Below are 12,546 nucleotides of genomic sequence, written 5' to 3'. Positions count from 1 at the left end.
GGATCCTCTAACGGGCGGCGTACTGGGGAGCGGCGGCGGCCTTCAGCCGTTGCGCGTCGGGTCCGGTGACGGCCTGGCCGGGCCCGGTCGCGACGGCCTCGATGATCTTCTTCGAGGCGGGATTCTGGACATTGAAGCTCTGGCCGACGGCGGCGGCGCCCAGGGCCTTCGCCTGAAGGGACAGGCTGATGCCGCCGGCCGACCAGGTCACCTGCACGGTATCGCCCGCCTTGATCACCTGCTGGGCGACAACGTCGCGCAGGCCGACCGTCGCGCCTTCACGCAAGGGGCGTTTAGCGGCCATGCCGATCACGGCGTCGGCGTCACGCGGGGCGTCGGCGGGCGCGCCGGCGACCTTGGCCCAGGTCATGTCTTCCGGCTGGACGATCTCGCCGGCGTTCAGGCTGCGGGCCCAGGTCAGGACCTCGACATTGCCGCGCTGGGCGGTCGCGGACGGGGCGTCGGACGCGCCGCCGCGCACGACGATGCGGCGCAGGCCCTGCGGGTTGCCCCAGTCGAGGCCCGACCGGCGGGCCAGATTCTGCACGGCCGCTGCGTCGAGCACCACGGAAGGGCCGGCGCGGGTCGCCACCAGCACGCCGGCGGCGCCGCCGGCGCCGTCGAACAGATCGCCGAGGGTGACGCGGCCGTCCCCGTCGGCGATGTCGGACTTGAGGCTCACCGTCCCGGCCAGCGCCGGAGACGCGATCAGCGCTCCGCAGAGCGCGGCGAGGAGGGCGCGGCGCATACTAGCCCTTCACCTGGTTGGCGGCCTGAAGCATCTGGTCGGCCGTGGTGATGACCTTCGAGTTCATCTCGTAGGCGCGCTGGGCGATGATCAGGGCGGTGATTTCGCTGACCGCGTCGACGTTCGAGGCTTCGGTGTAGCCCTGCAGCAGCTGGCCGAAGCCGACGGCGCCGGGCGTGCCCGTCGTCGCCGGGCCCGAGGCCCCGCTTTCCATGTAAAGGTTGTCACCCGTCGCCTCGAGGCCGGCCTCGTTGACGAAGGTGGCGAGTTCAATCTGGCCGGCGACCTCGGGCGCGGCCGTGCCGGCCTTGGTCACCTGGACCTGACCGGACTTGGAGATGGTCACATCGACAGCGTCCGACGGGAACGTGATCGAGGGCTGGATCTGGTAGCCGTCCTCGGTGACCAGCTGGCCCTGGTCGTTGAGCGACAGGTTGCCGGCGCGGGTGTAGGCGGTCTCGCCGGAGGGCATCAGCACCTGCAGGTAGCCGCGGCCCTGGATGGCCAGGTCGTACTTGTTTTCGGTGCTGGTCATCGCGCCCTGGCCGGTAATCCGGTAGGTGCTGCCGGTCTTCACGCCGCCGCCGATCTGGACGCCGGTCGGGACGACGGTGCCCTGGTCCGACGACTGCGCGCCGGCCCGTTCGAGGTTCTGGTAGAGCAGATCCTGGAACTCGGTCCGTTGGCGCTTGAAGCCGACGGTGTTCATGTTGGCGATGTTGTTCGAGATGACCTCGACGTTCAGCTGCTGGGCGGCCATGCCGGTCGCGGCGGTGCGAAGAGCCTGCATCAGACGTTACTCCCTCAGGCCACCCGCCCCAGCCGCTCGACGGAGCGACGGGACAGTTCGGCCGAATTTTCGATGGTTCGCGCCATGCTCTCGTAGGCGCGGCTGATTTCGATCAGGCGGGTGATCTGCAGGACCGAATTGACGTTGCTGCCCTCCAGCATGCCCTGGTGAACGCGCGCGGCGGACGCGGGCTGGGGCTGCAGGTTGGAGGTGTTGCGGAACTGGTTGTCGCCGGTCTTGGACAGGCTGGACAGATCCTCGAAGGTCACGACGGCGATCTTGCCGACCTTGTTGGCGCCCTGGCTGACTGTGCCGTCCGCGGCGATGGCCACCGGGCCCTGCGTCGGATCGATGACGATGTCGCCGCCCTCGCCCTGGACCGCATCGCCCGCCTGGGTGGTCAGCTTGCCGTCCGGGCTCAGTGTGAAGCGGCCGTCGCGGGTGAACTGCTCGCCCGTCGCCGTCTGGATCCTGAAGAAGCCCTGACCCTCGATGCCGAGATCGAACGCGCCGTCGGTCTGGCGCAGCGCGCCCTGGCTGAAGTCCCGCGTCACGCCGTCATCGATGGCGAACTTCAGGCTGGGCGGGCCGTCGACCATCTTCGCCCCGGTGGAGGGGTCGGTCTTGACCATCGTGCCCTCGACCTTGAACCCGGTCGTGTCGACGTTGGCGATGTTGTTGGCGACGATGTTCAGCTCACGCTGCAACGTCATCTGGCGCGACAGGGCGACGTACATCGCGTTGTCCATGACGGGCCTCCCGAAGCGATTTCGACGCGGATTGCGACATCTTCGGGCCTGCAACCTTCGGGCCAGTCTGAAAGCTCAATGATTTCAGCAATCAGAATGGTTAACGGGGCCGGGTGGGATGATCTTGCCGGGTGCATTCCGCCGCCCTTCAAAACCGATCCTTAACCAACGTGAACCAATGAAGGGAGGACAGGGACTCTAGGGAGCCGCGCGCGTGTCCAAGGACAAGGTCAAGGAAGCCGACACGGCCGCCGAAGGCGAGGGCGCGGCCGAAGGCGAAGACGGCGCGGCGGCGGGCAAGAAGAAGCTCCCGCTGAAGATGCTGATCATCGCCGGCGCGGCGGCCGTTCTGGTGCTGGGCGGCGGCGGCGGCGCGGCCTTCATGTTCATGAAGCCCAAGCCCGCGGCCGAGGCCGGAGCCCATGGCGGGCACGAAAAGCCCAAGAAGCCGAAGAAGAAGGAAGGCGGCCACGGCGGCGGCGGCGAAAAACCGGAAGCCGGCGCGGCCACCGTCAAGGAAGGTCCCGACGGCGTGGTGTTCTACACCCTGCCGGACATCGTCGTGAACATGCAGACGGCCGACGGCCGCCCGACCTTCCTGAAGCTGAAGCTGACCTTCGAGCTGCCCGACGAGGAGGCGGCCGACGTGCTCAACCCGAACATGCCGCGTCTGCAGGACATGCTGCAGACCTTTCTGCGCGAGCTGCGTCCCGAGGATCTGCAGGGTAGCCAGGGCAGCTACCAGCTGCGTCTGGAAATCCTTCGCCGGGTGAACCTCGTGGCCGCCCCGACCAAGGTCAACGCCGTTCTGATCGAGGAGATGCTGATCAGCTAGGCCCCGGCCTGGCTGAAGCGCGACCCATGGCAGACGAGTCCGAAGACCAGGCCGCGATGGCCCAATGGGCCCAGGAAAACGCACCGGCGGCTGACGCCGGCGCCGCGCCCGCGGACGACTGGGGCGGGCCGGCTCACGATGACACCCTGATCGGTTCAGAGCGGATCCTGAACCAGGACGAGATCGACAACCTGCTGGGCTTCGACCTCAGCGACGACGACGCCGCCGAACGCACCGGCATCCGGGCGATCATCAACTCGGCGCTGGTGTCCTACGAGCGTCTGCCGATGCTCGAAATCGTCTTCGACAGGCTGGTTCGCCTGATGACGACAAGCCTGCGCAACTTCACCAGTGACAACGTCGAGGTCAGCCTCGACAACATCAGCTCGATCCGCTTCGGCGACTATCTCAACTCGATCCCGCTGCCGGCCATCCTGTCGGTGTTCCGGGCCGAGGAGCTGGACAACTACGGCCTGCTGACGGTCGACTCCAACCTGATCTACTCGATCGTCGACGTGCTGCTGGGCGGTCGCCGCGGCACGGCCGCCATGCGCATCGAGGGTCGCCCCTACACGACCATCGAGCGGGTGCTGGTCCAGCGGATGGTCGAGGTCGTTCTGGCCGACGCCAAGGCCGCCTTCGAGCCCCTGACCCCGGTCAACTTCGTGCTCGACCGGCTGGAGACGAACCCGCGCTTCGCCGCCATCGCCCGGCCGGCCAACGCCGCCATCCTGGTCAAGCTGCGCATCGACATGGAAGACCGCGGCGGCCGCATCGAGCTGCTGCTGCCCTATGCCACGCTCGAACCCATCCGGAAGATGCTGCTGCAGCAGTTCATGGGCGAGAAGTTCGGACGCGACAACATCTGGGAAGGCCACCTCGCGACCGAGTTGTGGACCACGCAGATGGAGGTCCGCGCGGTGCTCGACGAGCAGCAGGTCGGTCTGTCGAAGGTTCTCGACCTCAAGGTCGGCGACACCTTCATGCTCAACGCCACCGCCGACAGCCTCATTGAACTGAGGGCCGGGGCCATTCCCCTGACGCGCGGCCGCATGGGCCGCCGCAACCACCATATCGCCGTGCGCTGCGAGGCGCCGCTGACACCGGCCGCCAAGCAGGCCGTGCAGAAGAGGCTCACATGAGCGTCGCCGCCATCGTCATGAACCTGGTCCTGTCCGGACTGCTGCTGGCCGCCCTGGCCTTCGGCTGGCGGCTGGAGCGGCGACTGAAGAGCCTCAAGGATAGCCACGACAGTTTCGCCCGCGCCGTGGCCGACCTCGACATCGCCGCCGCCCGCGCCGAGCAGGGCCTGGCCGATCTGCGCGCCGCCACCGATGAGGCGGCCGACACGCTGGCGGACCGGATCGAGGCCGCCAAGGCCCTGGCGATCCGCCTCGAGCGCGGTGTTTCCGCTTCCTCAACCTCGACCGTGCAGACTGACGACCGTCCGGCCGTTGTCGCCCCTGTTCGTGAGCGGGAGCCCTTTGTCCGGGCTGAGCCCGCTACCACGCCCAGGTCCCGCGCCCGGGTGGATGACGATCTGTTTGAGCCGGATGCCGACGCGCGACGCCTGCGCGCCATCCACGGAGGCCGCCGATGAAAAACATGCCCCGCATCCTGCCGCTGGCGGGCATCGCCGTGGTCGGCGTTCTGGCCGTCAATGCGATGGCCGGCGCCCGTTCGGCTTCTGACCTGTTTTCCGGCGCACGCGCCTTTGCCGAAGACCTGGCCGGCGGAAAGCCGGGCCAGGTGGCTCCCGCCGCGCCGCTTGATCCCTCCAAGGCGGGGCCGAAGCCCGCCGCTGTCTGCGCGCCGACGGCCGCGGAACTGGCCCGCGAGGCCAATCTGTCTCCGGCCGAACTGCAGACCCTGCAGAGCCTGAGCGCCCGTCGCGGCGAACTGGACCAGCGGGAAGGGGACATCGACCTGCAGCTGCAGCTGCTCGCAGCCGCCGAAGCCAAGCTCGACGCCCGGGTCAAGGCGCTCGATGGCCTGAAGGGTGATATCCAGGGCCTCCTGGGCCAGGCAGACGAGCAACAGCAGGCGGAAGTCATCCGCATGGTGGCGGTCTTCTCGGCGATGAAGCCCAAGGACGCCGCTGCGCGCATGGCGATCCTCGAGGACTCCGTCCGCCTGCCGATCGCCGCGAAGATGAAGGAGCGTACGCTCGCCGCTATCCTCGCCCAAATGGATCCAACGGTCGCCAAGAAGATGACCGAGAGCCTCGCGACCCGGTTCGCCGCCAATGCCAGCCTGGCCGCGGCGCGGACGGCCATCGCGCCTGTGCAGACGGCCGCCGCCGCGCCCGCGCCGTCGGCCCCGACCGCCGCCGCTCCGGCCGCGACGAAGCCCGCCGCCGCCGCCGCTCGTCCGGCTCGCCGCACGGCGGCTCCGAAGCCGACAAAGCCCGCCGTCAAGGCGGCCCCCGGTCCTGCCGCGGCCGCGCCCACGCCGGCCAAGGCGCCGCCCGCCACGAGTGGAGCCGCCACCCCACCCGCCAGCGCCGCGTCCAAGGGAGGCTAGGTGTCGCTTCGCACCCTCCTGCGTTCGGGTGTCGCCGCCGCCTGCATCGTCGGGGTGGCGGCTCCGGCCGTTGTGCCGACGGTTGCGCTGGCCGCGCGCCCGTTGCTGGAGGTGCGCACCGCCCAGGCGGCCCATCTCAGCAAGATCGAGTTTCAGTGGGCCGGCGGCGCGACCGTCTCGACCCGTCGCGCCGGCCAGACCCTGACGCTGCACTTCAGTCGCGACGCCAGCCCTGATCTATCGACCCTGCGGATCTTTCCGCCGAAGTGGCTGAAGGGCGCCGAGCAGCGCCACACGCCGTCGGGCCTCGAAATCGATCTGCTGCTGACGGATGACGCCGAGGCCAAGGTGGGCGCTGCGGACGGCGCCATCTTCGTCAACCTGTTCGAACGGCCCGCGACGCCTGAGGCGCCCGCTGCGCCGACCGTCGAGGCGGCCGCGACCGCGCCGGAGCCCGCGCCGCGCGCGCCAAGGCCCAATCCGATCCCGGCCGGCGGCGTCGTGCGCATGGCGCCGGAACTGGCTGGCGCGCAACTGAAGATGCGCTTCGACTGGGCCAATCCCGCCGGCGCGGCCGTGTTCAGGCGCGGCGAGGCGGTCTGGGTCGTCTTTGACGCCCCCGCGACACTTGACGTTTCCAGGGCGCCGCGCGGCGTCTCGCAATACAGCCGCGTTCAGGCCCTTCGCGGACGCGACTACTCGGCGCTGCGCATCGTCACGCCGCGCACCACGCCTGTGGCCGTGGTTGGCGAAGGATCCAGCTGGACCCTCGTGCTGGGGCCCGGCCCCAAGGTCGAACCCGGCAAGATCACGGTCGAGCGCGACGATGAATCGGCCGAAGCCGCCCTGACCGCCGTTCTGGCCGGCGCGACCGCCGCCATCTGGATGGACGATCCGGCTGTCGGCGACCGGATCGCCGTGGTCACCGCGCTGGCGCCATCGAAGGGCCTGTCCTCGCGGCGCGACTACGTCGAGATGGCCATGCTGCCGACCCTTCAGGGTCTGGCCATTGAGCCCTATGCAACGGACCTGAATGTCGCCGCCGATGGCGATCTGGTGCGGATCGGGCGCCCGACCGGCCTGGCCCTGTCCTCGGTGTCTGCCGGCGCCCGCAAGGTCGATGTCGCCGCCGGCGCGCCGCAGGCGGCCAGCATGCCGGGCCTGATCGATGACGCCTGGGGTCACACAGGCCCGGGCGGGTTCATGTCCCGGTACGCCGCCCTGACGGACGCCGCCGCCCGCGAGGCCGCCGGTCAGCCGGTCAAGGGCCAGCCCGGTCCGGTCGAGGCCCGTCTGGCACTGGCCCGGTTCCTCATCGGCGCCAACCTCGGCTATGAGGCGATCGGCGTACTCAACAACACCGCGCGTCAGGAGGAGTCGGTTCAAGGCAACGCGGAGTTCCGGGGCCTGCGCGGGATCGCCCGCACGCTGGTCGGCCGTGACAAGGAAGCCGAGACCGACTTCGCCACCAACATCCTCGGCGACGATCCCTCGACCGCCGTCTGGCGCGGCTATCTCGCCGCCCGGGCCGGGCAATGGGCCGACGCCCGCACCAAGTTCAACGCCGGAATCATGGCGATCGGCCAGTTCTCGCCCATCTGGAAGGCGCGCTTCCTCGCCGCCGATGCCCAGGCCTCGCTGGAACTGGGCGACCTCTCCGGGGCCGAGACCCGCATCACCGAAGCCCTTGCCGGCAGCCTGCCGGCGGAGGAGCAACTGCGCGTCCGCCTCGTGCAGGCCCGGCTGTTCGAAGCCCAGGGCCGCAAGCAGGGCGCGCTGAACGTCTATCTGGCCATCGCCAGGGCGCCGCTCGACCAGTTGGCGGCGCCGGCGATGCTGCGGGCGACCCGCCTGAAGCAGGAGCTCGGCCAGATCACCCCGGCCCAGGCGGCCAACACCTACGACGGACTGCGCTACCGCTGGCGTGGCGACTCGACCGAGCTGGAGACGATCCGCACCCTGGGCCAGCTCTACCTGGGCCAGGGCCGCTATCGGGAGGCGCTCGAGGCGCTGCGGTCCGCCGGCACGCGGCTGCCGGACCTGCCCGAGGCGGTCCAGCTGCAGTCGGATCTCGCCAATGCCTTCCGCGCCCTGTTCCTCGACGGCATGGCCGACGGCCTCGAGCCCATCCAGGCGCTGGCGCTGTTCCGCGACTTCCAGGAGCTGACGCCGCCCGGCGCGGACGGCGATCTGATGGTGCGCAAGATGGTCCGCCGCCTGGTCGACGTGGACCTGCTGACCGACGCCGCCAACCTGCTGCAGTATCAGGTCGAGAACCGCCTCGATGGTGTGCCCAAGGCCCAGGTCGCGACGGACCTGGCGCTGATCTACCTGATGGACCGCAAGCCGGAGCAGGCGCTGTCGGCGATCAACGGCTCCCGTACGACCGTCCTGCCCGGCAACCTGAACGCCGAACGCCGGATCCTGACTGCCCGGGCTCTGATGGCGCTCGGCCGGCTTGAGGCGGCGGCGGAGATCATCGAACCCGACAAGACGCCCGACGCCCAGGACGTGCGCGCCGAGATCGCCTGGAAAGGCCACGACTGGGCCCTCGCCGGATCGATGTTCGAGAGCTCGATGGCGGATCGCTGGAAGTCGCCGCTGCCGCTTCGGCCCGACGAAGAGTCCAAGCTGCTGCGCGCGGGCGTGGCCTACAGCCTGGCGGGCGATGACGCGGCCCTGACCCGGCTGCGCGATCATTTCGCCGGCTATATCGAGCTGGCCCGCAACCCCGACGCCCTGCGCGTGGCGTTCGCCGGCGTCGACGGCGGCGCCCTGACGGCCAACGACTTCAGCCGCACGGTGGCCGACAACGAAGGTTTCGCCGGGTGGGTCTCGAAGATGAAGGTCCGCTTCCGCGACAAGCCGGCGCCGCTGGGCCCGGCGGTGACGAGGACGGCCGCTGCGGCTCCCGCAACGGCCGCGGCGTCGGGGACGCCGCGGGGCTAACCGCAGCGTCCGAACGCTCTCTTCAGTGCGGCGGCGGTGGCGGGAAAGCGCGGCCGTCAATGGCTGCAGCCGGGCTGCCCGTGGCGGCTGCGGCGTAGACCGCATCACCCACAGGCGAGAACGCGATCAGGCGGACGGCGATCTGCACCGCCACGACGATCCCGACTGACAGCAACCAGGCCGGATGGACCCGGCCGTGAACCCGCTTGTCGCGCGCCATGCCGATCAGGGCGACGGCCAATGGGATGACAGTGGCGATCTCGAACGCCCAGGGCGCGAGCAGCGGCATCGGGATGATGCGGCCGATACCGGGCCCCATGAGCATCATGAACGCGCCGATCTGCAGGCGCGGATGCCAGTCCCGGTTCTTTCGCAAAACCACGGCGGCGACGACCATGCCGGCGGCGGCGAATACGGTCGCCGGATCGGCCAGAAGGAAGTGCTGCGGCTGGAAGAAGAACGGCACGCGACCCGTGCGCACGGCGGCGATGGTCACCAGTGGCCCCAGAACCAGCATCGCGCAAAGCCACGCGAGGGCGAGACCGCCCAGCGTCCTGTGCAGGCCGGTGCGGCCGCCGGCGACGAGCCACGCCTGGGTGACGACGATGGCGACCCAGCCCATGAAGGTGAGCGCGTGCAGATGGACGATCAGCGGTGCGCCGAAACTCGATCGCCCCATCGCCAGTTGGAGGACAAAGCCTCCGACCAGGACGGCGGCCATGGCGGTGATCGTCGTGCGATAGAAGCGCAGGTCGCCCGGCGCCGAGGTCACTTCAGACGCCGCGCTCATGCCCGAACGTCCTTGAAGACGACCGTCAGCGGCTCCATCGCCCGACAGCGCGAAGTGACATCACTGCGTGTTTGCATTCCACATCCCCCCGTTCGATGAACGCAAAGGGGGCCACGCTCTCGCCTTCGGTGTCAACCGGGGGAGGCGCTCTACCCCGGCGGCGGCAGACCGCTCTGGTGGAAGCTTTCCACCAGGCTCCCCGCCACCAGCCGCCAGCCGTCGACCAGCACGAAGAAGATCAGCTTGAACGGGAGGCTGACCACCACGGGCGGCAGCATCATCATGCCCATGCTCATCAGCACGCTGGCCACGACAAGGTCGATGACCAGGAACGGCACGAACAGCAGGAAGCCAATCTCGAAGGCGCGCTTCAGTTCGCTGATCATGAAGGCCGGGGTGACCACGCGGATCGGCGTGTCCTGCAGGGTGGCCGGCTTCTCGATCCGCGACAGCCGCACGAAGAGGGCGAGGTCGCCCCTGTCCACCTGGGCCAGCATAAAGCCTTTCACCGGCTCGCCGGCCGCCTCGAAGGCTTGTGGCAGCTCCATCTGCTTGTCGAGCAGGGGGCGCACGCCCTCGTCGTAGCTGCGCTGCAGGGTCGGGCCCATGACGATGGCCGTCAGGAACAGCGCCAGGCTGATCAGAACGGCGTTGGGCGGGCTCTGCTGCAGGCCAAGGGCCGTTCGCAGCAGGCTGAGCACCACGGTGATCCGCACGAAGCTGGTCGTCATGATGACGATCGACGGGGCCAGCGACAGCACGGTCAGCAGGCCGATCAGCTGTACGACCCGCTCGGTCAGGCCCCCGCCGGTGCCCAGATCGATATTGACCGCCTGGGCCAGGGCGACGGCCGGAACGATGAGGCTGGCCACGGTCACGCCCAGCGAGATCAGCGCGGCCCGGCGCATGTCCTGACCGTTGACGTTGATCACGGCCTTGAAGAAGCGGGTGAGGGCGGCGCGCATCAGGCGGCGGTCTCCGGTGTCTTGCGGCGGCGGGCGGGAGCCTTCAGCGTTTCCAGCGTGCGGCCGTCGCCCAGCAGGATCAGGCGTTCCTCATCGTCCAGCCGCACCAGCACCAGACGACGGGCGGGGTCGAGCACCAGCGTCTCAACCAGCGTCAGCCGGCGTTCCTTGCGGGGCATCTGCAGGCGCGACATGGCGTCGGGCCCGAACCGGCGCATGCCCCAGCCGGCCAGCATCACCAGGCCGAGCGTCACCAGCAGGGCGAAGGCGGCGCGGAGGATTTCGACGAAGTCCATGGAAAGGGCTCGGAAGCGGGCGCCGGATCGGCGCGCCCATGCTCTGCCCTGCAACCCTTAAGGCGCGATTAACCCTGTTTGTTCACCATGTCCCTTGATGGATATTTCCGGGATCCCTCTGTTCGCGATGCTGCGTCAGCGCCTCGGCTACGAGGGGCAGCGTCAGCGGCTGATCGCGCAGAACGTGGCCAACGCCGACACGCCGGGCTACGTCGGCCGGGATCTGAAGGCTTTCACCTTTTCCGCCCAGGTCCAGTCGCAGGCGGGACTGGCGATGATGTCGCCGTCCCAGACCGAGCCCGGTCACATGCCCGGCTCCTCGCGCCGTCCCGGCGGCGGTGGGCCCTTCCGGTCGGCCAAGGCGCCGGACTCGGAAACCACGCTCGATGGCAACGCCGTCGTGCTGGAAGACCAGATGATCAAGATGAACGAGTCGCGGATGGAGTACGAAGCCGCGATCGGATTCTACCAGAAATCCATGGCCCTGCTGCGGATGGCCGCCCGTCCGCCGGGCCGTTGAGCGAGGACTAGATGGCCGAGATCCGATCCCAGTCCGACGCGGCGATGTCCGTGGCAGCCTCCGGCATGCGCGCGCAGCAGGCGCGGATGCGGATCATCGCGGAGAACCTCGCCAACGCCAATTCGACCGGCCGGACGGCGGGCGCCGACCCCTATCGCCGCCAGGTCCCGGTGTTCGAGCCCCGGGCCGTCGATGGCGGCGAGGGTGTGAGCATGAACAAGGTCCAGCCGGACCAGTCCGCCTTCCGCTCGACCTTCGATCCGGGCCACCCGGCGGCGGACCCGCAGGGCTACGTCAAGCTGCCCAACGTCGACCCGCTGATCGAGGCGCTCGACATGAAGGACGCCCAGCGGGCTTACGAAGCCAACCTCAATGTCATCGAGACGGCGCGCGCGATGGAAATGCGCACCCTCGACCTGCTCCGGAAATAGGGTCCCCTAAGTCATGATGACCGCCATGGCCGCCGCCAAAGCTTACGCCTCAGCCGGCAGCGGCATGTCGCTCGGCGGCGCCGCGCCGGCCGCCAGCGGCGGTGGGCAGGACTTCGGCGACCTGCTGAAATCGGTGATGACAGATGCCGCCAAGGCGTCGAAGCACGCTGAACACCAAATCGCCGCCCAGGTCGCCGGCAAGGCCGAACTGGTCGATGTCGTGACGGCCATCTCCTCGGCCGAGGCCAGCCTGGAAACGGTCATGGCCGTGCGGGACCAGGTGATTTCCGCCTACCAGGAAATCATGCGGATGCCGATCTGACGGACCGCGTCAGGATGAACGCCACATAACGATATGCTCAGGTCAGGCTCACATCGTGCCTGTCATCTTCACCCTCGACACGTCCCGCTCCCCCGGATCTTCCGGGTCAGGGACCTCCTGAAGGAGTGAAGACCATGAAGAAGTTCCTGCTCGCCGCCGCCGCCATCGCGACCCTGACCGGCGCCGCCGGCGGCGCCGGCGCCGCCTCGGCCCAGACCTACGGCGCCCCGCATGGCCCGGATCGCGGCTACGGTGAAACCGATCGCGGCGGTCGCGGCGGCTACGACGACCACGGTGATCGCGGTGGCTACGGCGCCGGCGCTATCAACGCCCGTCAGAACGCTGTCGCCCAACGCATAAACCAGGGCGAACGGTCAGGCCGTCTGGACCGCCGCGAAGTGCGTGCGCTGCGCGCCGATCTTTTCCAGATCAACAATCTGGAGCGACAGTTCCGCATGAGCCGCGGTCTGGATCGTCGTGAAGTCGCGATCCTGACTACCCGTCTGGATCGCCTTGAGCGTCAGGTCTTCGCCGAAATGCGTGACGGCGACAGGTTCGCTGGCGGCCGTCGCCCTCACTAGGCGCTGAAAACCAAAGTACCCGGGAAGGGGGTGGCGAAAGCCGCCCC

15 protein-coding genes are annotated in these 12,546 nt (G+C 69.1%); 9 read left to right on the top strand and 6 right to left on the bottom strand.

Translation table 11 applies throughout. The annotated features are described in order from the left end of the window. Positions 1 to 7: 7 nt before the first annotated feature. From flgA to flgF, 3 genes are read right to left on the bottom strand one after another with little or no spacing between them, the layout of a single operon-like run. Positions 8 to 748 (bottom strand): flagellar basal body P-ring formation chaperone FlgA, encoded by a 741-nt coding sequence (gene flgA / locus ACODSL_RS10805; protein WP_488900678.1) that lies wholly within the window; start codon positions 746 to 748, stop codon positions 8 to 10. Between the two features lies 1 nt (position 749). Then, positions 750 to 1,538 carry a flagellar basal-body rod protein FlgG gene (gene flgG / locus ACODSL_RS10800; RefSeq protein WP_488900677.1) on the bottom strand — a complete coding sequence of 263 codons (789 nt, stop codon included), beginning with the start codon at positions 1,536 to 1,538 and terminating at the stop codon, positions 750 to 752. Positions 1,539 to 1,552: 14 nt separating this feature from the next. After that, the gene (gene flgF / locus ACODSL_RS10795) at positions 1,553 to 2,287 is read right to left on the bottom strand and encodes a flagellar basal-body rod protein FlgF (RefSeq protein ID WP_488900676.1); all 735 of its coding nucleotides are present in this window, start codon (positions 2,285 to 2,287) and stop codon (positions 1,553 to 1,555) included. A 214-nt stretch (positions 2,288 to 2,501) separates the two neighbouring features. On the opposite strand from flgF, the gene ACODSL_RS10790 reads away from it, so the two are divergent. The 5 genes from ACODSL_RS10790 to ACODSL_RS10770 are packed head-to-tail and all read left to right on the top strand — an operon-like array spanning position 2,502 to position 8,594. Continuing rightward, positions 2,502 to 3,122 carry a flagellar basal body-associated FliL family protein gene (locus ACODSL_RS10790; RefSeq protein ID WP_488900675.1) on the top strand — a complete coding sequence of 207 codons (621 nt, stop codon included), beginning with the start codon at positions 2,502 to 2,504 and terminating at the stop codon, positions 3,120 to 3,122. A 26-nt stretch (positions 3,123 to 3,148) separates the two neighbouring features. Continuing rightward, positions 3,149 to 4,264 carry a flagellar motor switch protein FliM gene (fliM, locus tag ACODSL_RS10785; RefSeq protein WP_488900674.1) on the top strand — a complete coding sequence of 372 codons (1,116 nt, stop codon included), beginning with the start codon at positions 3,149 to 3,151 and terminating at the stop codon, positions 4,262 to 4,264. After that, positions 4,261 to 4,722 (top strand): DUF6468 domain-containing protein, encoded by a 462-nt coding sequence (locus ACODSL_RS10780; protein ID WP_488900673.1) that lies wholly within the window; start codon positions 4,261 to 4,263, stop codon positions 4,720 to 4,722. The genes fliM and ACODSL_RS10780 overlap by 4 nt, the downstream gene beginning before the upstream one ends. Continuing rightward, entirely contained in the window at positions 4,719 to 5,645 is a 927-nt protein-coding gene (locus ACODSL_RS10775) for a MotE family protein (protein WP_488900672.1), read from the top strand. The genes ACODSL_RS10780 and ACODSL_RS10775 overlap by 4 nt, the downstream gene beginning before the upstream one ends. Next, positions 5,646 to 8,594 (top strand): tetratricopeptide repeat protein, encoded by a 2,949-nt coding sequence (locus ACODSL_RS10770; protein ID WP_488900671.1) that lies wholly within the window; start codon positions 5,646 to 5,648, stop codon positions 8,592 to 8,594. It abuts the gene before it with no gap. Between the two features lie 22 nt (positions 8,595 to 8,616). Here ACODSL_RS10770 and ACODSL_RS10765 read toward each other — a convergent pair whose 3' ends face one another. From ACODSL_RS10765 to ACODSL_RS10755, 3 genes are all read right to left on the bottom strand, one after another. Next, the gene (locus tag ACODSL_RS10765) at positions 8,617 to 9,384 is read right to left on the bottom strand and encodes a hypothetical protein (protein ID WP_488900670.1); all 768 of its coding nucleotides are present in this window, start codon (positions 9,382 to 9,384) and stop codon (positions 8,617 to 8,619) included. Between the two features lie 149 nt (positions 9,385 to 9,533). Next, on the bottom strand, positions 9,534 to 10,349 hold the full coding sequence (gene fliP, locus ACODSL_RS10760) for a flagellar type III secretion system pore protein FliP (RefSeq protein WP_488900669.1): 816 nt from the start codon (positions 10,347 to 10,349) through the stop codon (positions 9,534 to 9,536). Continuing rightward, on the bottom strand, positions 10,349 to 10,645 hold the full coding sequence (locus ACODSL_RS10755; protein ID WP_488900668.1) for a flagellar biosynthetic protein FliO: 297 nt from the start codon (positions 10,643 to 10,645) through the stop codon (positions 10,349 to 10,351). The genes fliP and ACODSL_RS10755 overlap by 1 nt, the downstream gene beginning before the upstream one ends. Positions 10,646 to 10,772: 127 nt before the next feature. Between ACODSL_RS10755 and ACODSL_RS10750 the strand changes: the two genes are divergently transcribed. The 4 genes from ACODSL_RS10750 (at position 10,773) to ACODSL_RS10735 (ending at position 12,499) form a co-directional block, all read left to right on the top strand. Then, positions 10,773 to 11,165 (top strand): flagellar basal body rod protein FlgB, encoded by a 393-nt coding sequence (locus tag ACODSL_RS10750; RefSeq protein ID WP_488900667.1) that lies wholly within the window; start codon positions 10,773 to 10,775, stop codon positions 11,163 to 11,165. A gap of 11 nt (positions 11,166 to 11,176) precedes the next feature. Further along, positions 11,177 to 11,596 (top strand): flagellar basal body rod protein FlgC, encoded by a 420-nt coding sequence (flgC, locus tag ACODSL_RS10745; protein WP_488900666.1) that lies wholly within the window; start codon positions 11,177 to 11,179, stop codon positions 11,594 to 11,596. A 13-nt stretch (positions 11,597 to 11,609) separates the two neighbouring features. Continuing rightward, the gene (gene fliE / locus ACODSL_RS10740; RefSeq protein ID WP_488900665.1) at positions 11,610 to 11,918 is read left to right on the top strand and encodes a flagellar hook-basal body complex protein FliE; all 309 of its coding nucleotides are present in this window, start codon (positions 11,610 to 11,612) and stop codon (positions 11,916 to 11,918) included. A gap of 134 nt (positions 11,919 to 12,052) precedes the next feature. Beyond that, positions 12,053 to 12,499, top strand: coding sequence for a hypothetical protein (locus ACODSL_RS10735; RefSeq protein ID WP_488900664.1), 447 nt, complete (start codon positions 12,053 to 12,055; stop codon positions 12,497 to 12,499). Positions 12,500 to 12,546: the final 47 nt, after the last annotated feature.

It is taken from the genome of Caulobacter sp. FG121 (assembly GCF_057809815.1).
This window is presented reverse-complemented; position numbering and strand designations above follow the sequence as displayed.